General features: G+C 64.8%; 23 protein-coding genes and 1 tRNA gene. 13 read left to right on the top strand and 11 right to left on the bottom strand.

Going from position 1 to position 21,786, the window contains the following annotated elements; all coding sequences use genetic code 11:
* Nucleotides 1-4: 4 nt before the first annotated feature.
* Complete coding sequence (locus G404_RS0115720; protein WP_051280834.1) at nucleotides 5-853, bottom strand: ABC transporter ATP-binding protein; 849 nt, start codon at nucleotides 851-853, stop codon at nucleotides 5-7.
* Complete coding sequence (locus tag G404_RS0115715) at nucleotides 850-1,962, bottom strand: ABC transporter permease (RefSeq protein ID WP_028641925.1); 1,113 nt, start codon at nucleotides 1,960-1,962, stop codon at nucleotides 850-852. Before G404_RS0115715 ends, G404_RS0115720 begins: the two co-directional genes overlap by 4 nt.
* A gap of 94 nt (nucleotides 1,963-2,056) precedes the next feature.
* Between G404_RS0115715 and G404_RS0115710 the strand changes: the two genes are divergently transcribed.
* The 5 genes from G404_RS0115710 (at nucleotide 2,057) to G404_RS20185 (ending at nucleotide 8,196) form a co-directional block, all read left to right on the top strand.
* Nucleotides 2,057-4,771, top strand: a complete 2,715-nt coding sequence (locus G404_RS0115710) for a valine--tRNA ligase (protein WP_028641924.1) — start codon at nucleotides 2,057-2,059, stop codon at nucleotides 4,769-4,771.
* A complete protein-coding gene (locus G404_RS0115705; RefSeq protein WP_028641923.1) occupies nucleotides 4,768-5,505 on the top strand; it encodes a 7-carboxy-7-deazaguanine synthase QueE in 738 nt (245 codons plus the stop codon). Before G404_RS0115710 ends, G404_RS0115705 begins: the two co-directional genes overlap by 4 nt.
* Before the next feature lie 173 nt (nucleotides 5,506-5,678).
* Nucleotides 5,679-7,070, top strand: coding sequence for a cytochrome ubiquinol oxidase subunit I (locus tag G404_RS0115700; RefSeq protein WP_028641922.1), 1,392 nt, complete (start codon nucleotides 5,679-5,681; stop codon nucleotides 7,068-7,070).
* Nucleotides 7,067-8,080 carry a cytochrome d ubiquinol oxidase subunit II gene (gene cydB, locus G404_RS0115695; protein WP_036521721.1) on the top strand — a complete coding sequence of 338 codons (1,014 nt, stop codon included), beginning with the start codon at nucleotides 7,067-7,069 and terminating at the stop codon, nucleotides 8,078-8,080. Before G404_RS0115700 ends, cydB begins: the two co-directional genes overlap by 4 nt.
* On the top strand, nucleotides 8,080-8,196 hold the full coding sequence (locus tag G404_RS20185; protein ID WP_084601393.1) for a DUF2474 family protein: 117 nt from the start codon (nucleotides 8,080-8,082) through the stop codon (nucleotides 8,194-8,196). Before cydB ends, G404_RS20185 begins: the two co-directional genes overlap by 1 nt.
* Nucleotides 8,197-8,276: 80 nt before the next feature.
* Here G404_RS20185 and ssb read toward each other — a convergent pair whose 3' ends face one another.
* The 5 genes from ssb to G404_RS0115665 all read right to left on the bottom strand — a co-directional run bounded on the left by ssb (nucleotide 8,277) and on the right by G404_RS0115665 (nucleotide 12,358).
* On the bottom strand, nucleotides 8,277-8,828 hold the full coding sequence (ssb, locus tag G404_RS0115685; RefSeq protein ID WP_028641920.1) for a single-stranded DNA-binding protein: 552 nt from the start codon (nucleotides 8,826-8,828) through the stop codon (nucleotides 8,277-8,279).
* Nucleotides 8,829-8,915: 87 nt separating this feature from the next.
* On the bottom strand, nucleotides 8,916-10,772 hold the full coding sequence (gene feoB, locus G404_RS0115680; protein WP_028641919.1) for a ferrous iron transporter B: 1,857 nt from the start codon (nucleotides 10,770-10,772) through the stop codon (nucleotides 8,916-8,918).
* Entirely contained in the window at nucleotides 10,769-11,020 is a 252-nt protein-coding gene (locus G404_RS0115675) for a FeoA family protein (protein WP_028641918.1), read from the bottom strand. Before G404_RS0115675 ends, feoB begins: the two co-directional genes overlap by 4 nt.
* A 64-nt stretch (nucleotides 11,021-11,084) precedes the next feature.
* On the bottom strand, nucleotides 11,085-11,741 hold the full coding sequence (locus G404_RS0115670) for a COQ9 family protein (protein ID WP_028641917.1): 657 nt from the start codon (nucleotides 11,739-11,741) through the stop codon (nucleotides 11,085-11,087).
* Nucleotides 11,742-11,761: 20 nt separating this feature from the next.
* On the bottom strand, nucleotides 11,762-12,358 hold the full coding sequence (locus G404_RS0115665) for an ankyrin repeat domain-containing protein (protein ID WP_036521733.1): 597 nt from the start codon (nucleotides 12,356-12,358) through the stop codon (nucleotides 11,762-11,764).
* Nucleotides 12,359-12,485: 127 nt separating this feature from the next.
* Between G404_RS0115665 and G404_RS0115660 the strand changes: the two genes are divergently transcribed.
* The 6 genes from G404_RS0115660 to G404_RS0115635 are packed head-to-tail and all read left to right on the top strand — an operon-like array spanning nucleotide 12,486 to nucleotide 16,543.
* The gene (locus G404_RS0115660; RefSeq protein ID WP_245584558.1) at nucleotides 12,486-13,148 is read left to right on the top strand and encodes an SCO family protein; all 663 of its coding nucleotides are present in this window, start codon (nucleotides 12,486-12,488) and stop codon (nucleotides 13,146-13,148) included.
* Nucleotides 13,136-13,633 (top strand): YcgN family cysteine cluster protein, encoded by a 498-nt coding sequence (locus G404_RS19385; protein WP_051280832.1) that lies wholly within the window; start codon nucleotides 13,136-13,138, stop codon nucleotides 13,631-13,633. Before G404_RS0115660 ends, G404_RS19385 begins: the two co-directional genes overlap by 13 nt.
* On the top strand, nucleotides 13,630-14,376 hold the full coding sequence (locus G404_RS0115650) for a M48 family metallopeptidase (protein WP_028641914.1): 747 nt from the start codon (nucleotides 13,630-13,632) through the stop codon (nucleotides 14,374-14,376). The genes G404_RS19385 and G404_RS0115650 overlap by 4 nt, the downstream gene beginning before the upstream one ends.
* A 32-nt stretch (nucleotides 14,377-14,408) precedes the next feature.
* Nucleotides 14,409-14,900 carry a hypothetical protein gene (locus G404_RS0115645; RefSeq protein WP_028641913.1) on the top strand — a complete coding sequence of 164 codons (492 nt, stop codon included), beginning with the start codon at nucleotides 14,409-14,411 and terminating at the stop codon, nucleotides 14,898-14,900.
* Nucleotides 14,901-14,905: 5 nt separating this feature from the next.
* Entirely contained in the window at nucleotides 14,906-15,871 is a 966-nt protein-coding gene (gene ribD, locus G404_RS0115640; protein WP_028641912.1) for a bifunctional diaminohydroxyphosphoribosylaminopyrimidine deaminase/5-amino-6-(5-phosphoribosylamino)uracil reductase RibD, read from the top strand.
* Between the two features lie 36 nt (nucleotides 15,872-15,907).
* Entirely contained in the window at nucleotides 15,908-16,543 is a 636-nt protein-coding gene (locus G404_RS0115635) for a riboflavin synthase (RefSeq protein ID WP_028641911.1), read from the top strand.
* A 90-nt stretch (nucleotides 16,544-16,633) separates the two neighbouring features.
* Here G404_RS0115635 and G404_RS0115630 read toward each other — a convergent pair whose 3' ends face one another.
* Together G404_RS0115630 and G404_RS0115625 are read right to left on the bottom strand one after the other, a co-directional pair.
* A complete protein-coding gene (locus G404_RS0115630) occupies nucleotides 16,634-17,806 on the bottom strand; it encodes an amino acid aminotransferase (protein WP_028641910.1) in 1,173 nt (390 codons plus the stop codon).
* 127 nt (nucleotides 17,807-17,933) lie between these two features.
* Nucleotides 17,934-18,725: a DUF1134 domain-containing protein gene (locus tag G404_RS0115625; RefSeq protein ID WP_028641909.1), complete on the bottom strand. Its 792-nt coding sequence runs from the start codon at nucleotides 18,723-18,725 to the stop codon at nucleotides 17,934-17,936.
* Nucleotides 18,726-18,986: 261 nt separating this feature from the next.
* On the opposite strand from G404_RS0115625, the gene G404_RS0115620 reads away from it, so the two are divergent.
* Nucleotides 18,987-19,078: transfer RNA gene (locus tag G404_RS0115620), tRNA-Ser, on the top strand.
* A 67-nt stretch (nucleotides 19,079-19,145) separates the two neighbouring features.
* On the opposite strand, the gene G404_RS0115615 is transcribed toward G404_RS0115620, so the two are convergent.
* Nucleotides 19,146-20,462, bottom strand: a complete 1,317-nt coding sequence (locus G404_RS0115615; protein WP_051280830.1) for a PQQ-dependent sugar dehydrogenase — start codon at nucleotides 20,460-20,462, stop codon at nucleotides 19,146-19,148.
* Nucleotides 20,459-20,884, bottom strand: a complete 426-nt coding sequence (locus tag G404_RS19380) for a DUF2231 domain-containing protein (RefSeq protein WP_036521718.1) — start codon at nucleotides 20,882-20,884, stop codon at nucleotides 20,459-20,461. Before G404_RS19380 ends, G404_RS0115615 begins: the two co-directional genes overlap by 4 nt.
* A 376-nt stretch (nucleotides 20,885-21,260) precedes the next feature.
* Here G404_RS19380 and G404_RS19375 point away from each other — a divergent pair, with 376 nt between their 5' ends.
* Nucleotides 21,261-21,764 carry an aspartyl/asparaginyl beta-hydroxylase domain-containing protein gene (locus G404_RS19375; RefSeq protein WP_245584557.1) on the top strand — a complete coding sequence of 168 codons (504 nt, stop codon included), beginning with the start codon at nucleotides 21,261-21,263 and terminating at the stop codon, nucleotides 21,762-21,764.
* Nucleotides 21,765-21,786 lie beyond the last annotated feature (22 nt).

Raw genomic sequence — 21,786 nt, 5'->3', positions numbered from 1 at the left:
GTGTCTACGCCGTCCTTTCCGAAGCCCTGTGCCACGCCGCGGTTGCAGCGCGCCCGCGTGGTCCGTTGAAGTATTCCTGAATCCACGGATGGTCGAGCGCCAGCAATTCGGGGATCGTACCCACCGCAATCACCTGCCTGTCCGCCAGCACCGCCACCCGGTCGCAGATTTCGTGCAAAGTGTCGAGATCGTGCGTGATCAGAAACACGGTCAGCCCCAAAGTCTGCTGCAACCCCTTGATCAGCTGATCGAATGCCGCCGCGCCGATGGGATCGAGCCCCGCGGTGGGTTCATCCAGAAACAGCAGTTCCGGGTCAAGCGCCAGCGCGCGCGCAAGACCGGCGCGCTTGCGCATCCCGCCCGACAGTTCGGACGGATATTTCAACGTGGCATCACCCGGCAATCCGGTCAGCAGAACCTTGAAATGCGCAATTTCTGCCAGCAGCTCTTCGGATATCTCGGGATAGAATTCGCGCAACGGCACTTCGACGTTTTCCGCCACGGTCAATGTCGAAAACAGCGCCCCTCCCTGAAACAGCACGCCCCAATGCGAACGGATCGCGATATCGGCATCGTCGCGCACCGCGGTGATCGATTGGCCCAGCACCTCGATCGTGCCGGCGTCGGGGATCTGCAGTCCGATGATCGATCGCATCAGCACCGATTTGCCGGTACCCGAACCCCCGACCACGCCGATGATTTCGCCGCGCCGGACATCCAGATCAAGATTGTCGTGCACGACATAGGACCCGAATTCGTTGCGAAGCCCCCGCACGCGGATCAGACAATCGTCGGGCGAGGCCGCAGCATCGGTGGGTTCGGCGGGCGGAGTGTCGATCTCGGACGCGGTCATCCCCAACCCACTTCGGTGAAGAACACCGCAAAAAAGGCATCGAGCACGATCACCGTAAAGATTGCGAAGACCACCGCTGCGGTCGTGCGCGTGCCCACTTCTTCGGCATTGGCCTTGACCTGCATGCCCTGGTAACACCCCGCCAGCGCGACGATCAGGCCGAACACCGGCCCCTTGATCAGGCCGACCCACACGTCATAGGTGGGCACCACGAGCCGGATGCGGGTCAGGAACGTGAAAAACGGGATGCCCAGCGACACCTGCCCCAGAAATGCCCCGCCGATAATGCCCATCACCGCCGAGTAGACCCCCAGCAACGGCATCATCACCACAGTCGCCACCACGCGCGGCAGCACCAGCGCCTCCATCGGGGCCACCCCGATGGTGCGCATGGCATCGACCTCTTCGGTCAGCTTCATCGTGCCCAGTTCCGCGGCAAAGGCCGAACCCGAACGGCCCGCGACCATGATCGCGGTCATCAGGATACCCAGTTCCCGCAAAGTCAGCCGCCCGACCAGGTTTATCGTATAGACCTCTGCGCCGAACTGCTGCAGTTCCACGGCGCCTTGCTGGGCGATCACGATACCGACGAGAAAGCTCATCAATCCGATGATGCCCAGCGCGTTGACCCCGACCAGCTCCATCTGGTGAGTCAGCGCCTTGCCCCGGATTCGCGAGGGATGGCGCAGCAGCGTGCCCGCCGCGATCACCATCTGCCCGACAAAGCCCAGCACCCTGACCGCACCCGACAACAGCCCGACGACCGTATCCCCGGTGTTGGCCGGAACGCGCAGCCACACCGGCAACAACCGCACGGTTTGCGCCTCGTGGCCGTCATCAACCCTGTGCAGCGCGTCGATCAGGCGTTGCGCGCCGTCGCCTGCATGAACGATCGCAGCACCGGTGTCGCGTGACAGGCGGCAACATATCCACGCACCCACGGTATCGATGGCGTCGACACCCGCCAGATCGATCTGCGCAATCGGCGTGGTGATCGCGCGCAGTCGCACATCGAGCGCCCCCAGTGTCGACACCAGCATCGCGCCTGTCAGCACCAGCGTGTCACCACCCTCACCGGGGGTCAGCGTGAAATCGGGCTTGGTGCTCATCACTGCCTGTCATGCGGTAAATCGGGCGCAGCGGCAAGCACCTGACGCGCACAAGGTTGCAGGCAACGTCCCGGGATGGCAAGGCGGCGCGGTCATGACCGAAACAGCAGAACCCGCAACCGCCCCGCAGACCCTGGCCAAGACCTTTGAGCCGGCCGGAATCGAGGCACGATGGTACCAGCATTGGGAAAGCACCGGCGCGTTTCGCCCCGCGCGCCCCGATGCCGTGCCGTTTACCATCGTCAATCCGCCGCCCAATGTGACCGGCAGCCTGCACATCGGCCATGCGCTGGACAACACGCTGCAGGATGTGGTGATCCGCTATGAACGCCTGCGCGGCAAGGATGCGTTGTGGGTGGTCGGCACCGACCATGCCGGCATCGCCACGCAGATGGTGGTCGAACGCCAACTCGAGGCGCAGCAGGACAAGCGCACCAATTACACCCGCGAAACCTTTGTCGACAAAGTGTGGGACTGGAAGGCGCAAAGCGGCGGCACGATCACGCGCCAGTTGCGTCGGCTGGGCTGTTCGATGGATTGGAGCCGTGAACAGTTCACCATGGACCCTCATTTCACCCGCGCGGTGGTCAAGGTGTTCGTCGATCTTTTCAACCAGGGCTTGATTTATCGCGACAAGCGACTGGTCAACTGGGACCCGCGCCTGAAAACCGCGATTTCAGACCTTGAGGTCGAAACGCAGGAGATCAAGGGCGGCTTCTGGCGGTTCCGCTATCCGCTGGCCGATGGCGTGACGCGCACCGACGGGCTCGATTTCATCGAGGTGGCAACCACGCGGCCCGAAACGATGCTGGCCGACATGGTTGTGGCGGTGCATCCGGACGATGCGCGCTATGCCAGCGTGATCGGCGCGTTCCTCGAACAGCCGCTGACCGGCCGGCGCCTGCGCATTGTCGCCGACGAACACGCCGATCCCGAACTGGGCTCGGGCGCGGTCAAGATCACGCCCGGCCATGATTTCAACGACTTTGAAGTTGGCAAGCGCGCCGGGATCAAGCCTGCGGACATGCTTAACATGTTCGACGCCCAGGCGCAGGTGGTGCAGACCGCCGACGGGCTGGTGCCGCCGCAGTTTCTGGGACAGGACCGCTTCGTTGCGCGCCAGATGATCGTCGCGGCGATGAAGGACGCAGGGTTGCTCGTCCCCCATGTCGACAAGGACGGGGCGGAACACGACTGCGAACCACGCACGATCCAGACCCCGTTCGGCGATCGCGGCGGGGTGGTGATCGAACCCTGGCTGACCGATCAGTGGTATGTCGATGCGGCGGCCTTGGCCAGCAAGCCGATCGCGGCGGTGCGATCGGGCGCGATCGAGATCGTGCCCAAGACCTGGGAAAAGACCTTTTTCAACTGGATGGACAATATCCAGCCGTGGTGCGTGTCGCGCCAGCTGTGGTGGGGCCACCGTATCCCGGCCTGGTATGATGCCGAGGGCAAGGCCTATGTTGCGCACGATGAAGCGGCAGCCCAGGCCCAGGCCGGCGCAGGCGTTGCCCTGACACGCGACGAGGACGTGCTCGACACGTGGTTTTCTTCGGCGCTGTGGCCGTTTGCGACGCTCGGCTGGCCCGACGACGATGCCATGGTCAAACGCCACTATCCCAACGATCTGCTGATCTCGGGCTTTGACATCCTGTTCTTCTGGGATGCGCGCATGGCGATGCAGGGGTTGCAGTTCATGGGCGAAGTGCCATGGCGACGGCTGTACCTGCACGGCCTGGTGCGCGCTGCCGACGGGCAGAAGATGTCGAAATCGAAGGGCAATGTGGTCGATCCGCTGGTGCTGATCGATCAGTATGGCGCCGATGCCTTGCGGTTTTTCATGTGCGCGATGGAAAGCCAGGGCCGCGACGTGAAAATGGATGAACGCCGCGTCGAGGGTTATCGCAATTTCGCGACCAAGCTGTGGAACGCGGCGCGGTTCTGCCAGGCCAACGGGATCGGCGCATCGACGTCGATCACCGCGCCGGTTGCCACCCACGCGGTCAATCGCTGGATCATCGGCGAAGTGGTCGAGACGCTTGGCACGCTCGACCAGGCGATGGCCGATCTGCGCTTCGACGCGGCCGCCAACGTGGTCTACCAATTTGCCTGGGGCGCGTTCTGCGACTGGTACATCGAATTCATCAAAGGCAACTTTGATGACGAAACCCGCGCGGTGGCCGGCTGGGTGCTCGATCAGATCCTGGTCATGCTCCACCCGTTCATGCCGTTCGTAACCGAGGAGCTGTGGCATGCGTTGGCCAGCCCCACCCACCCGCGCGAAGCCGACCTGATCCTGGCCCGCTGGCCGCAGCCGGGCGCAGCAGTGGATGCAGCGGCCAAGGCCGAAGTCGAATGGCTGATCGCGCTGGTGTCGGGGCTGCGCACGGCGCGCAACGAACTGGGCCTGGCGCCCGGTGCCAAGCTTGAGGCGTGGCTGCCCGAACCGAGCGATGCCACGCGCGCGGTGATCGCAGGCAATGGTGCGGCCATCGACCGGCTGGCGCGGCTGTCGGCGATCCATTTTGCCCCGGCCCCTGCGGGCGCGGCCATGCAGGTGGGCGCAGGCGATGCCACGCTGATCGTGCCGCTGGAAGGCCTGATCGACATCGGCGCGGAACGTGCGCGGCTGGAAAAGGCGCTGGCGACGGCCGAGAAAGAGGCGGGTGCGCTTGCAGGCCGGCTGAACAACGCCAGCTTTGTCGAACGCGCCAAGCCCGAAGCCGTCGACAAGGCGCGCGCCGATCACGCGCACCACACCGCCGAGGCGGCGCGCCTGGCGGCGGCGTTGGCGCGACTGGGGTGAACCTGGTCCTTGCCACCACCACGCCTGGCGAGCCGGAAATTTTCGCCTCGTTGCAGGGCGAAGGCGCGTCGATCGGGCGGCCCAGCGTGTTTGTGCGCCTGTCGCGCTGCAATCTGGCGTGCCAGTGGTGCGACACCGCCTACACCTGGCGGTTTGCGGGCGACAACCGGCCGCACCGCGATGACCGCAGCTTTGCCCGCGGCGACAACCAGGTGTCGCTCGACCCCTGCGATGTTGCCGCGCGCATTCGTGCGTTTGGCGTGCCCCGTCTGGTGATTACCGGCGGCGAACCGTTGTTGCAGGCCGCGGGCCTGGTGCCGATGATCGCGGCACTGGGTCAAGGATTTCACATCGAGGTTGAAACCAACGGTACGGTCGCCCCTGCCCCCGCGCTCGACGGCATGATCCACCAATACAACGTCAGCCCGAAGCTGGCGCATTCGGGCAATCCGGCCGAGCTTGCGCTGATCCCTGACCGGCTCGACGCATGGGCACAGGACCCACGCGCGTTTTTCAAATTTGTCATCGCCAGCGCGGATGATCTGGACGAAGTCAAAGCGATCGCGCAGACATATGCAATCCCGCCCGGACGCCTGTTCGTGATGCCCGAAGGCACCGACAGCGCAACCTTGCGCGAACGGTCGCGCTGGCTGGCAGAGGCGGCGATGCAGGCGGGCTGGCGGTTTACCGACCGGCTGCACATCCATCTGTACGGCGACACGCGCGGGACCTGAACGACCAGTCACTGCGTACATGCCACAAGATGTCATCCCGCCGCCGATGCGGATACGATGCACCCCGTGAAAAAGCATGGTGAGACCGGCGAACATTGTGTTCGCTGGCCGCATTATGCATCCTGTATCGCAGTGGGGCCGTGTTGAACGGCCAAGTCCGGAACACACCCGTCATGACCGCGCTCATGCTTGCCCGTGCCCAATTTGCCTTTACGGTCAGTTTCCACTTCCTGTTTCCGGCTTTCACGATCGGGCTGGCCAGTTACCTGGCGGTGCTCGAGGCGCTGTGGTTGCGAACCGGATCGGGGGTCTATGCCAATCTCTATCGCTATTGGCTGAAAATCTTTGCGGTGGTGTTTGGCATGGGGGTCGTGTCGGGGCTGGTCATGTCGTACCAGTTCGGCACCAACTGGTCGGTGTTTTCCGACAAGGCGGGGCCGGTCATCGGGCCATTGATGGCCTATGAAGTGCTGACCGCGTTTTTCCTCGAAGCCGGGTTTCTTGGCGTGATGCTGTTCGGCATCAACAAAGTCGGGCGCAACCTGCATTTCGTGGCGACGCTGGCGGTGGCATTGGGCACGTTCATCTCGGCGTTCTGGATTATCGCGGTCAACAGCTGGATGCAGACGCCGACAGGCTACGAAATCAGCGCCGATGGCCGGTTCCTGCCGGGGCCAAGCTGGCTGGCGATCATTTTCAACCCCAGTTTTCCCTATCGCCTGGTCCACACCGTGCTGGCCGCTTATCTGACCACTGCGTTTGCGGTGGGCGGCGTCGGGGCCTGGCACTTGCTGCGCGATGCACACAATCCCGGCGCGCGGAAAATGTTTTCAATGGCGATGTGGATGGCAGCGCTGGTGGCGCCGGTGCAGATCTATGCAGGCGACGCGCACGGGTTGAACACGCTGGCCTGGCAACCCGCAAAAGTCATGGCGATGGAGGGACATTTCCAAAGCCATCCGCATGGCGCGCCGCTCGTGCTGGTGGGGTTGATCGATCAGACGCACCAACGGATTGATTATACGCTGGAAATTCCCAAGCTGTCGTCGCTGTTGCTCAGGCACGATATAAACGCGCCGCTGGCAGGGCTCGACACCGTGCCACCGGCCAACCAGCCGCCGGTGATCGTGGTGTTCTGGGCATTCCGAGTGATGGTCGCGATCGGGTTTGCCATGGCCGGGCTTGGCCTGTGGAGCCTGGTGGCGCGGCTGCGCGGGCGGCTGTTTGCCTCACCCTGGTTGCACCGCGCGGGTGTGGTGATGGGCCCGGCGGGGTTTGTGGCTGTGCTGGCGGGATGGACGGTGACCGAAACCGGGCGCCAGCCGTTTACCGTGTTCGGGCTGCTGCGCACCGTCGACAGCGTTTCACCGCTGGCGGCGCCGGTCGTGGGCACGTCGCTGGCGGCGTTTGCGCTGGTCTATTTCATCGTGTTCGGCATGGGCATTGCCTATCTGCTGCGACTGATGGCCAAACCTCCGCAAGCGCATGAAACCGCGCTCGATGGCAGCCCGATCCGCGCGGCCGGCATCACCCCGGCCAGCGGATTTGGGGAGCAAGCGGCATGACCCTGCTGGCGCACATCGACCTGACCGTGATCTGGGCCGTGATCATCGGTTTTGCCATCGTCGCCTATGTCGTGCTCGACGGGTTTGACCTGGGCATCGGCATCCTGTTTCCGCTGATCGCCGCGGGCAACGATCGCGACACCGCGATGAACAGCGTGGCGCCGGTATGGGATGGCAATGAAACGTGGCTGGTGCTGGGCGGTGGCGGATTGCTGGCGGCGTTTCCGTTGGCGTATGCGATCATCCTCCCCGCGCTTTATGCGCCGCTGATGGCGATGCTGCTGGGGCTGGTGCTGCGCGGGGTGGCGTTTGAATTCCGCTGGCGCGAACCGCGGCACCGGGTGTGGTGGGACCGCGCATTTGCCTTTGGATCAACACTCGCCGCGTTCATGCAGGGCGTGGCCCTGGGCGCATTGCTGCATGGCATCCGCGTGGTCGGGCGCGGCTTTGCAGGCGGCCCCTGGGATTGGGTCAGCGGGTTCAGCCTGCTGACCGGTGTGGCACTGGTGGCGGGCTATGCCCTGCTCGGGTCGTGCTGGCTGAACTGGAAAACCGATGGTCCGCTGCAACAGCAGGCGGTGCGTTATGCCGGGCGTTGCGGTGTCGCACTGCTCGTGGCGATCGGCGCGGTCAGCCTGGCCACGCTCGGCCTTGATGCGCATTATGCCGCGCGCTGGCTGACGATGCCGGGTATCGTGTTTACCGCGCAAGTGCCGCTTGCCACGCTGGTCGTGGCATTGCTGTTTTATCGCAGCCTGGCGCGCGGTTCCGAAATTCAGCCGTTCGCGTGGGCGCTGGCAATCTTTGGCCTGTGTATCGTCGGTCTTGGCATTTCGATCTGGCCCGATGTCATCCCGGCGCGGGTCACCATCTGGCAGGCCGCGGCACCGCCGCGCAGCCAGGCGTTCATGCTGGCAGGCGCGTTGGTGATGGTGCCGGTGATCCTGGCCTATACCGGCTGGGCCTATTGGGTGTTTCGCGGCAAAGCCGGTTCCGAGGGATACCATTGATGGCCGCCCCGCTGTGGCAGCGGCTGATGTGGATGGCAGCCATCTGGGCCGCCAGCGTGACAAGTCTTGCACTGCTAGCGTTGGTGATCCGGTTGGCGCTGCGCGCTGAACGCTGATCAGGCCCGCGCTGATGCGCCAAGGGGTGATCCGGCTGGCGCGAGCACGCCGAACCACCACAGCGCGGCTGTGTAACGGCTCAGAACGGGATGTCGTCGTCCAGATCTTCGCCAAACCCGCCGCCGGCAGGGGCGCCGCCGCCAAAACCGCCTGACGACCCGCCGCCCGACGAACCGCCACCCGATGCGCCGCCGCCAAAGCCGCCGCCCGAACGCTGGCCACCGCCACCGCCGTAGCCACCGCCCGATGCACCGCCGCGATCACCGCCACCGGCACCGGGCGCGCCATCGAGCATGGTCAGCACTGCGCCGGGGCCCTGCAGCACCACTTCGGTGCTATAGCGGTCCTGTCCGTTCTGGTCCTGCCACTTGCGCGTGCGCAGCTGGCCTTCGATGTAGATCTTCGATCCCTTGCGCAAAAAGCGCTCGGCCACACCCACCAGGCCTTCGGAAAAAATTGCCACCGTGTGCCATTCGGTGCGTTCCTGCTTGTCCCCGGTGTTGCGGTCTTTCCACGATTCCGAAGTGGCGATGCGCAAGTTGCACACTTTGCCGCCATTCTGGAACGAACGCGTTTCGGGGTCTGCGCCAAGATTGCCGACCAGAATGACCTTGTTGACGCTGCCTGCCATCGAATCGTATCCCTGTTGCGAACTGGCGCTCTGGCTAGCCGATCCGGCCCCCCCAGGCACGCCCTGCGACCGGCTTTTCCCCGATTTCTAACCCAATCCGGCAGCAACCGCGATCCAGTAGACCGCGCCTGCAAAAATATACGCCAGACCGAACAGATAGCCCAGCATGAACGCGGGCCATTTCCAGCCATTGGTTTCTCGCCGGGTGACAGCGATGGTCGACATGCATTGCGGCGCAAATACGAACCACGCCAGAAATGCCAGCGCGGTGGCCAGGCTCCAGTGCGATTTCAATTGCTGGCCCAGCCCTCCGGCACGCGCCGCTTCATCGGTCGCGCCAACGGCATAGGTCGTTGCCAGCGAACTGACCGCGACTTCGCGCGCGGCCATCGTCGGGATCAGCGACAGCGCGATATCGCGGTTGAACCCGATCGGTTCCACCACCACCGCCAGTCCATTGGCGATATGCCCCGCGATCGACGCATCGACCTGGTCGCGCCCCGGTTCGGCCCGCGGAAAATTCAGCAGCAGCCACAGCACGATCGCCACGGTGAAGATCATCGTGCCGGCGCGGCGCAGAAATATCCACGCGCGCTGGTACAGACCCAGCGCCAGATCCTTGACCGTGGGCAGCTGGTATTTGGGCAATTCCATGATGAAACCCGATGCTGCGCCGCGCGTGACCGAGCGGCGCAGCAGCAGCGCTGCCGCCATCGCACCCACGATCCCCATCCCGTACAGCGCAAACAGCACCAGCCCCTGCAGCCCGACACCGGGCAACACCTGCCGCGCCGGGATAAACGCAGCAATGATCACCGCATAGACCGGCAGCCGTGCCGAACAGGTCATCATCGGCGCGATCAGGATCGTGGTCAGCCGGTCTTTGGGATCGGTGATCGAGCGTGTCGCCATGATGCCCGGCACCGCGCAGGCAAAGCTGGACAACAGCGGGATAAAACTGCGCCCCGACAGCCCGACACCCGCCATCATGCGGTCCATCAGAAACGCGGCGCGTGCCATGTATCCGGTCGCTTCCATCACCAGGATGAAAAAGAACAGCACCAGGATCTGCGGCAGAAACACCACCACCGAGCCGACCCCGGCGATCACCCCGTCGGTCAGCAGATCGCGCGCCAGGCTGGCCGCCATGTGCGCGCGCAACCATGCCGACCCGCCCGAAAACAGCGCATCGAGCGAGTCCTGCACCGGTTTGGCCCAGCTGAACACCGCCTGGAACACCACAAACAGCAGCGCAAACAGCACCACAGGGCCCAACCACTGGTGCAACAGCACCTGATCGAGCCGCGCGTGCAGCCGGTGTTTTGCGGTTTCCGACAGCGTTGCGCCCTGCGCCATCGTGCGTGCCAGCATGCGCCGTTCGGTTCCCGACAATTGCGCGCGCGGCTTTGGCACAGACTGTTCGGCCCGGTTGCGTGCGGCCGCGACCGCTTGGGCCAGTTCAGCCAATCCGCGCCGGCGCACGGCCACCGTGGGCACCACCGGCACACCCAGCTCTGCGGCCAGGGCCTGGGCGTCAAGCACCAGGCCATCGCGTTCGGCCAGATCGACCATGTTGAGCGCGACCACGGTCGGACGGCCCAGCGCCAGCACCTCTTGTGCCAGCACCAGATGCTGTTCCAGGTTGGACGCATCGAGCACACAGACCAGCACGTCGGGCATGGCCTGGCCGGGCTGTTCGCCCATGATCACGCGCCGGGTCACTTCTTCGTCGGGGCTGGTCGCATCAAGCCCGTACGTGCCCGGCAGATCGACCAGTTCAAGCTGTTCGCCATTGGGCAGCACCAGGCGCCCGGCCTTGCGTTCGACCGTTACGCCCGGATAGTTGGCGATTTTCTGGCGCGCGCCGGTCAGCGCATTGAACAGCGCGCTTTTGCCGGCGTTGGGATTGCCGACCAGCGCCACCACGCCCGGCAGGCGGCTCATGCCGGCACCAGATGCGGTTCGACGTGCATCGCACGGGCATGGACCCGGCGCAGCGCCACGGTCATCCGCCCCACTTCGACCGCCAGCGGATCGCGCGTCATGAACACCCCGCGATAGGCCAGCCGCACATCGGCCCCTTCTTCCAGACCCAGCGCGCGCAGGCGGTGCGCCTCTTCGGGTACCAGCATCGGCCAGTCAACCGCGACGATTCGCGCAGGCGTGCCCAAGGGGAGTTGATCGAGTGTCACGGCTGTCGGGCTGCCACAGCACAACAGCAAATGCAAGTCATTCGCAATAGTTGATCTGGATCAATTACCGCGCCGGATACCGCAGGCGGCCGAACAGGCGCACCAGGCTGGGGCGTTCGCCTTTGGGATGCAGCATCTGGTGTTTGAATTTTTCAAACCGCATCACCCCGTCGATCCGGCGCGACAGGAATGCGCGCGTTTCGGCATGGTCTTCGCTGCGATCTTCGGCCAGCACCGCCAAGGTCGCGGCATAGATCGCGCCAAGCGTCGCGCGTTTGCTATAATGGTTGTAATCGGTCGCGGTATCGCCTGCCAGGCGCCACATCACATCCGCACTTTTCCATGCCAGCCGCGCAGCCTTTGCCACGTTGCCGGGACGCGCCATCACGATTAGCGCGCGACGCAGCGCCTCTTCCCGCCCGTCGATTGCAGTGATGCGGAACTCGATTAGCGCGCGGATGCGTTCGCGGATCGGCAAAGTGGCCAGCCGCTCGCTTGGCAGTGCGACCGCCATTTCGGCATCGATCGCGCGGGTCCAGGCCTCGATCATCGCCATCGCCTTGCCGCCAAAGACAAATTGCGCGGCGGCCGGATCGACCCCGGCAATTTCGGCCGCGGCCAAGACAGCCTGATCGGTCCACCCGTCAAAGGCCGCAGCATCGGCAATCAGTGGCGCCAGTTCAAGGCGAAAGCTGTCATCAGCGTGGTCGGTCGGGTTCATCTGGTGGGCTATCCCTCAGGTCAGAACGACGGTCCATATGTCTTGTGGGCCGCGTTGGTGCCGTGTTCCTTGGCCATGGCTTCGATTTCGGACAGGACCGGGCTGCTTTTGCCATCCAGCGTGGCATAATCGCGCGCGGACCGGCCCGAATTGTCGGGCCGGTCGGGGTTGGCCCCGGCCTTGAGCAGCGAACGCACCACCGCCAGATCGCGCCGGCTGACCGCATCGATCAGCGGCGTGCTGCCGGTGTTGTTGGTTTCGTCGACTTTCGCGCCGGCGCTGATCAGGAAATCGACCCCTTCGACAAAGCCGAGTTCGGCCGCGATTTCCAGCGCCGTTTCGCCCTTGGCATTGCGCGCGTTGACGTTGCCGCCCTTGCCGACGATGAACTGCATCCACACCAGATCGCGCCGTGCGGTCACGATGTGCAGCGCGGTTTCCCCGCTGGTCAGGTCGCGCGTGTTGACGATCTGGGTCGAAGGCTTGTTCAACATTTCATTGACGACATCGCCGTCCTTTTTGCGCACCGCATCAAGGAACTTGTAGCTTTCGGAAAACTGCGCCGCTGCAGGCTGCGGTGCGACCAGCGCGATGCTGGCGGGCAGCAATGCTGCCATGGCGATCGCCAGACGGGGGCGCGCGATGTTTGCGCGCAATCGCTGCAAGCCGGACATCGTATTCACGTTCATCGAATCCCTTGTTCTTGCCCTGGTCAGGCACTTGCCAGCGGCTGGTTAGCAGAGCATGAAGCGCAGCGCCATGCACCCTGAAGCACAGTTGTCCCGCCTTGTCCTACAACGCCGCCGCCGCGCATTCCCTGCGCTGTGGGCCGCCGGCTGTTTGGCGATCGGCGCGGCCGCACTGGCGGGATGTACGCCGTCTGCAACCCAGGCCGAGGCGCCGCTGGCAGATTCGCACCTGGGCGGCGATTTCACCTTGGTCGACAAGGCGGGCAAGACCGTGCGCTATGCCGATTTCGCGGGCAAGTGGCGCATGCTGTATTTCGGATATACCTTCTGTCCCGATGTGTGCCCGCTGGATGTGCAGCATATGATGCAGGGGTATCACGCCTTTGCCCACGCCCATCCCGATCTGGCCGCGCACACCGTGCCGATCTTTGTCTCGATCGATCCCGCGCGCGACACGCCCCGGGCCGTGGGACAGTTTGCAGCCGCGTTCGGCCCCGAACTGGTCGGATTGACCGGCAGCGACGCGCAAGTGGCAGTGGCCGCCAAAGCCTTTGCAGTCTATTACCAGAAACACCCCGGCACCGACCCCGGGTCTTATCTGATGGATCACAGCCGTGCGGCCTATCTGATGGACAGGTCAGGCAAACCGGTCGCGCTGTTGCCGGTCGATGAAAACGGCAAGGCCGTTGCTGCGGAGTTGGAAAAATGGGTCCATTGACCCCGCCTGCACACCGTTTCTGGGACAAGCCGATCGAGGCGATGAACCGCGAGGAATGGGAAGCGTTGTGCGACGGCTGCGGCAAATGCTGCCTGCACAAGCTGGAAGACGATGACACCGGCGATGTCTGGCGGACCAATGTCGCCTGCCGCCTGCTCGATCTGCGCAACGGGCGTTGTTCGGATTATCGCCATCGCAAGGCGCTGGTACCCGATTGCCTGCGGCTGACCCCGCGTTTGGTCAAGCAGGTGCCGTGGCTGCCCGAAACCTGCGCCTATCGGCTGCGCGCCGATGGTGATCCCCTGCCCGACTGGCACTATCTGGAATGCGGCGATCGCGATGCGGTGCACCGTGCCGGGCAATCGGTGGTGGGACGCGCGATCAGCGAAGTGATCGCAGGGCCGCTTGAAGAGCATATCGTCGATGCCGATGGCGCCCCGCTGTATGGCGAGCCCGCGGACGATTTTGCGGACGATCTGCCGTGATCGAATGGCTGCGCCGCGCAGTGGTTGGCACGATGCCTGCCGCCGACCCGGTGCCGCAACTGCGCATTGGCGATCGCGTGCTGCCGATTGAATTGCGCCGCTTGCGCCACGCGCGCCGCATGACCTTGCGCCTGGCGCCCGATGGCAGCGCGGTGCGGATATCGTTGCCGCCGTGGGTGCCGGCCAGCGATGCGCTGGCCTTTGCGCGGGCGCGCGGCGAATGGCTGGCGGCGCAGGCCGCGCGCCTGCCCGTTGCACGGCCTGTGGCCCCCGGCAGCACGATCGCCTTTCGCGGCGCGCCGGTCACGGTGGTGTGGAATGCCAGCGCCGCGCGCCGCCCGCAACACGTCGACAACCGGATCGTGATCGGCGGGCCCGAGGCCGGCCTTGGCACCCGGCTGGCGCGCTGGCTCGAGGCCGAGGCACGCCGCGAACTTGCGCAGGATCTGGCCGATTACTGCAAGCGGGCCCGGCGCCCGGCCCCAAACCTGGCGTTGTCGCGCGCGCGGCGGCGCTGGGGCAGTTGTGCGGCCGATGGCACGATCCGGATCAATTGGCGCCTGATCATGGCGCCCGACGCAGTGCGCCGTTCGGTCGTGGCGCACGAAGTGGCACATCTGGTCCATTTCGATCACAGCCCGGCATTCCACGCCTGCCTGGCCGATCTGTTCGAAGGCAGCGTCGATGCGGCCAATGCCTGGCTGAAACAGCACGGCCCCGGTCTTTACGGGCCGTTTGGCTAGCGCATTGGCGCGACAATCCCTATGATGGCGCGATGAAGGAATTTTTCAGCAACGTGTCACCGCGCCGCGCGGTGACGGATCTGTGGAAGGTGCTGGGCGCGCCAAGCGAATTTCGCTGGCGCGGCATGCTGCTGGCGGCGGTAGTTTCGGGTTCGATCATCTATGGCCTGGTCGGGCACGAGGAACGCGCGCTGCCGCATTTGCCCAAGATCATCTATATCAATTCGTGGCGCGCCGATCGCAGCGAGGCCGAAATCATTGCCGGCAACATCGCCGCCTCGCGCAAGGCACACGCCGAGGCCGCCGCCGAAGAACGCCAGGCGGCCGACATCCGCCACATGTACAAAGTGGTGGGCGCCGCGACCGGGCTCGACACCGAGACGATGGACAAGAAGGGCCAGGCCGAACGCCAGGCCGAAGACCGCGCCCGCGCCGCGCATGACAAGGCGCTGCTCGATCGCTATCTGCAAAAAGGCGAAAAGCCGGTTGTCGATCCCGCAGCACCGCCTGCCGCCGCGCCCTGACCGCGATGCACGGTGATGACGACTGGATGACTGCCGCAGCGGCGCTGGCCGCGCGTGGTCGTCCGCTCAGCCGTCCCAACCCTGCCGTGGCCGCAGTGATCGTGGCCGGCGACCGCGTCGTCGGGCGCGGGTTTACCCAGCCCGGCGGGCGCCCCCATGCCGAGGCCGCAGCGCTGGCCATGGCGGGCGCGGCGGCGCACGGCGCCACGCTTTATGTCACGCTGGAACCATGCGCGCACCGCAGTGCGCGGGGGCCGGCCTGCGCCGATCTGGTGGTGGCGGCAGGCCTGGCGCGGGTGGTGATCGGCTGTACCGATCCCGATCCGCGTACCGCGGGCGCAGGCATTGCCCGCCTGCGGCAGGCAGGGATTGCGGTCGCTGTGCTGGATCATGCAGGCGCGCGCGCGTCGTTGGCCGGATATCTGCTGCGCCAGGCCGACGGCCGGCCGCATGTCACGTTGAAACTTGCCACATCGCTCGACGGGCGCATCGCGCTGCCTTCGGGCGAAAGCCGCTGGATCACCGGTGCCATTGCGCGCGCACATGTCCACGCCTGCCGTGCGCGCGCCGATGCGATTGTGGTGGGGGGCGGCACTTTGCGCGCCGATGCGCCCCGGCTCGACGTGCGTCTGCCGGGCCTGGCCTCGCGCAGCCCCGAACGCTGGGTGCTGACGCAAGGGTCTGCGCCCGAGGGATGGCGCGCGGTGGCCGACATCACGGCGCGCAATGCCTTTGGCACCGCGCAATATCTGTATGTCGAAGGCGGGGCGGGCGCTGCGGCCACGTTTCTGGCCGCCGACCGGGTCGACCGGCTGATGGTCTATCGCGCGCCGATCGTGCTCGGCGCGGGGCTGGCGAGCGTTGGCGATATCGGGCTGGATCGGCTTGACGCCGCGCATGGCCGATGGTGCCATGTCGCGCAGGCAGACCTTGGCAGCGACACACTCGACATCTACGACCGCATTCGCTGAATCACGAAAACAGACCCAACAGGAGGCAGGCCGCGCATGTTTACAGGCATCATTGTCGAAGTCGGCAAAGTGCTGGCCGTGGCCCGGACCGGCGACACCCGCGTGACCATCGCCACGCGGCGCAACCAGTGCACCATCGCGATCGGGGCGTCGATCGCCTGTTCAGGGGTGTGCCTGACCGTCGTGGAAAAGGGCACCGGGTTTGACGGCCACCCCGACACCGGCTGGTTTGCAGTCGATGTCTCGGGCGAAACCATTCGCCGCACCGCGCCCGCGCAATGGCTGGCCGGTGCCGCGCTCAATCTTGAGCCGGCGTTGAAAGTCGGCGACGAACTGGGCGGTCATATCGTCACCGGTCATGTCGATGGCATCGGCGAAGTCGCGGCGATCACCGCCGAAGGCGCATCGTGGCGCGTCGATGTCCTGGCCCCTGCCGACCTTGCACCCTATATCGCGGCCAAAGGCTCGATCACGATCGACGGGGTGTCGCTGACCGTGAACACCGTGACCGACGAGGCCGATGGCCGCGCACGTTTCACAATCAACATGATCCCGCACACCGCCGAAGTCACCACGCTGGGCACGCTGGTTCCGGGCGCGCCGGTCAATCTGGAAATCGATGTGCTGGCGCGATATCTGAAGCGCATGCAAAGCGTTGCGCGCGAAGCGTAAGGCAATCGGGCCGTCGATCCGATCGCGCCACGGGCCGCGCAAACCTGCGTTCACGCGCCCGGCGGGGTATGCCCGCCGGGCGTTTGGCAATCAGACCGTGACGGCGCGCAACGCGTCGATAAAGGTATCGATATTGCCGCTGGTCAGCCCTGCAATATTGATGCGGCCCGATCCTGCCATATAGATGCCGTGATCGGTGCGCAGCGCCAGGATCTGTTCCGACGACAGCGGCAGCATCGAAAACAGGCCGTTCTGGATGCCGAGCGGGGCCATCGGGATCGTGCCCACCTGCTGTGCCGCGGCCAGGCGGTCGCGCACTTCGCGCATGCGATTGCGCATGTCATCCAGCTCTGCCAGCCACATCTGCGTCATGTCGGCGTCGTCGAGCACCAGCCGCACCGCGGCGGCGCCGTGGTCGGGGGGCATCGACCAGCTGGCGCGTGCAATGCTTGCCCCGTTGGCCATCGCGCGGGTCAGCGCATCGGCATCGCCGGTGACCGCATAGAACGCGCCGACCCGATCGCGATACAGCCCGAAATTCTTGTCGCAGCTATAGGCCACCAGCGCCTCGGGCACTGCGGCCAGGACGGTGCGCAGGCCATAGGCATCGGCCTCCATCCCCGCGCCCAGCCCCTGATAGGCCAGATCGAGCAGCGGCAGCACGCCGCGCGTGGCGATCATCGGCGCAATCGCATCCCACTGGGCACAAGTGTAATCGACGCCTGACGGATTGTGGCAACAACCATGCAACAGCACCGCATCGCCCGGGCCCGCTTCGGCCAGTGCCGCACTCAACGCATCAAGATCGGCGGTGCCTTCGGCGGTAACATGGCGAAACGTCACCAGTTCCATGCCGCTGGCCGCCACGATCTGCGCATGGTTGGGCCACGACGGCGTGCCCATGACAATGCGGCGCACACCGGCGCGCCTGGCCACTTCGATCGCCAGCCGCACCGCGCCGGTGCCGCCCGGCGCCTGCATCCCGTCGACGCGCGACAGATCGAACCCGGCGCCGAACACATACGGGATCAACGCGCGGACAAAGCCCATGTCGCCTTCGGGGCCGAGATAGCTTTTGCTGTCTTGCGTGGCGATCAGGCGCGCTTCGGCCGCCTTGATCGCCTTGAACACCGGCGTAGCACCGGTGGCGGTGCGATAGACGCCCACGCCCAGGTCGATCTTTTCGGGCCGCGGATCTGCATTATAAAGCTTGATCAGCCCCAGCAGGGCATCGGCGGGCTGCGGCGCAAGGGCTTCGAGCATCGGTGGGGCTTTCCTGGCAATGGTCGTGTGCCGGTCGTAAAAACCCGCGAAGGGATTTCGACGGCGGCGCCCCAATGCCCCCCTCGCGCCGGGGGTGCAACCTTTTTTGCCGGTCAGGATGTCCTGGTCAGAACGGCACCCATTTCTGCTTGTGCGTGAAATTCATGTAGCCGGCGCTGACCCCCAGGCGCAGCCCCCCGCCCATCCGCACCGGGATCACCACCAGATCGCCGCGCCGCAGGTATGATACGTTGAACCCGCCCAACAGATAGGCCTGCCCCTCGCCCGCCGCGATGCGGTGGAACAGTTGCTCGGTATCATGCAGGTTGTAGATCAACACGAACGTGCTGGCGACGCTGCCGCCAAAATCCGGTCCGATCGACGGGCCGGTCCAGAACACCGGCATTTCGCCCTCGATCTTCTGGTGCAATGTTCCCTTGCCATAACGCAGGCCGACCACCACCGCGCCGCCGCCTTCGCTGCCGGTGATATAGCCGTCGGGTTCGCCCTGCTTTTTCAGCAGATCGCGGATCATCAGCGCCAGGCCGCGCGCGCCTTTGCCGAACACACCTTCGGCCGCGTTGACCAGTTCATTTTCGTGATACGTGTTGTCGCCGCCCGCAGGTACCGCGCTCGGGCCGCCAACCGGGCCACCCGACGGCGCCGCCATCGGCGCGCCTGGTGCGGCCTCGGTCGCGACGGGCGGCGCGCCCTCTGTCGGGGCAGCGGGCTGTGGCGACGGCACCGGGGCCGGCCGGGTTGCAGGGGCTGTCTGCGGCCCGTGGTTGAGATCGGAATCGATCGCAGTGTTGGGATCGATTGTCTGGACTTGTGCATGCGCCACGGATGCCAGCCCAAGGACCAGCACACCTGCGGCAAGCGGCAAGCCCCGCATCCGCCAGCGCTTGTGATCAATCATCTGCGCACACCTCTTGTATCGTGCCTGTGTCGGCATCGTCTGAACCTGCATCATGCCCACCACACTTGTCGCCCCCCCGCCGTCTGGCAAGGCCAACCCGTTTCCTTTTGGTGGACAATTGCCCGCCGGCAATGAACCGGCGATGAGCCGAGTCGATTTTGCGCCCGAATGCCCCGCGATTGCGCATCCCGGAAAAAAATCCACGCCCCCTTGCCGCATGTAGCAAGCGAAGCTATAGGCCGCGCTTCGCCGCTGCGGTCCGGAGACGTGGGTGAGTGGCTGAAACCAGCGGTTTGCTAAACCGTCGTGCCCTGAATGGGGCACCCCGGGTTCGAATCCCGGCGTCTCCGCCAAACCATATGATTTGAAACATTTTTCCCGGCAGGGGAAACCACGCCTTGTTACATCGGCGCCGGCGCGTCAGTGGGCGCCACCGCTTACGCGCCAGACCACGTTGCCGACATCGTCTGCCACCAGCAGCGCGCCACTCCGGTCAAGCGTTACGCCAACCGGACGCCCGCGCACCACTTTCTGGCCGGGGGCAAGAAAGCCGGTCATCACCGGGATCGGCGTGCCGGCAGGACGCCCGTTGGCAAAGGGCACGAAGACAACCTGATACCCGTTCAGGGGGACCCGGTCCCAACTGCCATGTTCTGCGACGAACACGCCATCGGCAAAGCGGGGTGACACTGTTTCGCCCTGGCTGAATGCCAGGCCCAGCGCAGCGACATGCGAACTCAATCCATAATCCGGCTTGATTGCCTTTGCCACCATCGCGGGGTTTTGCGGGTGCACGCGCTGATCGACGTGCTGGCCCCAATAGCTGTAGGGCCAGCCGTAGAATGCGCCATCCTTCACCGACGTCAGGTAATCCGGCACAAGATCGGGCCCGATTTCGTCGCGTTCGTTCACCACCGCGAACAGCTGACCCGTCCCTGGCTGGATCGCAAGGTTGGTCGGATTGCGCGTGCCCGAGGCAAAAATGCGCTTGGTGCCGGTCAACCGGTCGACCTCGTAGATCGCGGCGCGCCCCTCTTCGGCGGCCATCCCGTTTTCGGTGATATTGCTGTTTGAACCTACCCCGACATAGAGCTTGGTGCCATCGGGTCCCGCAACCATCGACTTGGTCCAGTGGTGATCGATCGGACCCGCCGGCAAATCGGCAAGCTTTGTACCAGATGCCGTAATCCGCGTCTGCCCCGGGGTAAATGGAAACGCCAGGATCGCATCGGTATTGGCGACATACAACGTTCCCGCCACCCATGCGACACCGTAAGGCGAATGCAGATGATCGACCAGCACGGTGCGCAGTTCGGGAACACCGTCGCCATTGGTATCGCGCAACAAGGTGATGCGATTGCCGCCCTTTGCCGCCGCACCCGCCCGCGCCTTGATCTTGCCCTGGATATAATCTTTGGGCCTGAACGGCTCGGTTCCGGGGCCGTTGCTTTCCACCACCAGCACATCGCCGTTGGGCAAGGCATAGACAATCCGCGGATGCATCAATCCGGTTGCCATCGCCTGGATGTGCATGCCGGCTGCAACTGTCGGCATCTCGCCCGGCTGCCAGCCCACGACTTGCGGCACGCTCATCGGCGGCAACAGATATTGCTGCGGCTCAGGAAGCCATGGGTCCGGCCCGTACTGCCGCGCGGGATCACCACCCTTGGTGTCGCAGGCGCCCAGCGCCGCAACCAGCACCAGCGTCACGGTGGATTTGACAAGCGTCCGGATCATACTGTGCCCCGCGTTCGTATCGCCCGAATTTCGGTGACGCGCCAGCCGCGCAACCCCGCGATCAGCAGCAGGACTGCGACCAGCCACGACAGGACGATCCCGGATGGCATGACCGATGTCCATGCATCGCGTGTGTGTACGAAGACATTGAACAACGACAGGATCGCAGCCGCACCCAACAGCACCAGATCGGGCAAGCGAATCCTTCCAGCACGCCCGAACAGACCATCGATCAGCAACATGATCGTCGCCAGCAGCGCCAGCACAAGCCCTGCCGCGATCAGCCACGCTGAAAAATTGGCCCATTGCATCAACGAATTGCTGACATACATCGCATCGGTAAATGCAGCGGCGATCAACAGCGCACCGCCCATCCCCACAAAGAACGGGTGGAACAAAGGCATGCCCGGGCTAGTGGTCATGGGCCTTGGCATATCAAGTTCTCCTGCACGCCAGGTCCGCGCGATGAAATTGCCGCAATTTGCTGGCAGCCTGTAAACGATTGCCGCCGCGCGTTGTTTCCGCGCCGGCAATTGGGCGCGAAAAAAACATGATCGCGGATCGTCCACCCAAGAACCCGGCGGTTCATGGCACGCGGTTCCCCACTTCTTGCCGCCTGGCGCAACGCAAGCGCACCAGCGGGTACAAAATCGGGGCCGGCGCGCCCGAACGCGCTTTTCATGCATTCCATTGCCTTGGCGACGGGCGGTGGCGCCCGTCGCAAACAGGGAGCATGCAATGCAGCAAGACGCGTCGCATCATCAAACGGGCGCAAACATTGGCCAGACCAAACGACCGTTGACCATCCGGATCGGCAAGAAGCTGTTGCCCCATGTCGATCAGCTGATGGCCCCGTTTTCGCTGGTCGAGACCGAACCGGTGCTCGATCCGGCACAGTTCGCGTGGGCCGCCGCATTGCGCAACGACTGGCAGGCAATCCGCGATGAGGCGTTGGCGGTAACGCGCATTCCCGATGCCGTACCGGCCCTGTCGAACATTTCACCCGATCACCAGCTGGTCGCCGCCGATCAGGGCTGGCGCAGCTTTTTTCTGATAGGATACGGCGCGCACATCCAGCGCAATCTTGAACGCTGTCCGGTTACCGCCCGCGCGCTGCAACGCGTGCCCGGGCTTAACAGCGGCTTCTTTTCGATCCTGAAGCCCGGCACGCACATTCCACGCCATACCGGCGTGACCAAAGGCCTGATCACCTGTCATCTGGGCCTGGTCGTTCCTGATGGCAATTTGCGCATGAATGTCGGCTGTCCCCCGTCAGCGCCTTTGGCACAGATTAGGGGTTGAGATTTGAGGAGGGTTGGGGCTT

Source organism: Novosphingobium acidiphilum DSM 19966 (genome assembly GCF_000429005.1).
GTDB classification, from domain to species: Bacteria; Pseudomonadota; Alphaproteobacteria; order Sphingomonadales; family Sphingomonadaceae; genus Novosphingobium; species Novosphingobium acidiphilum.
This window is presented reverse-complemented; position numbering and strand designations above follow the sequence as displayed.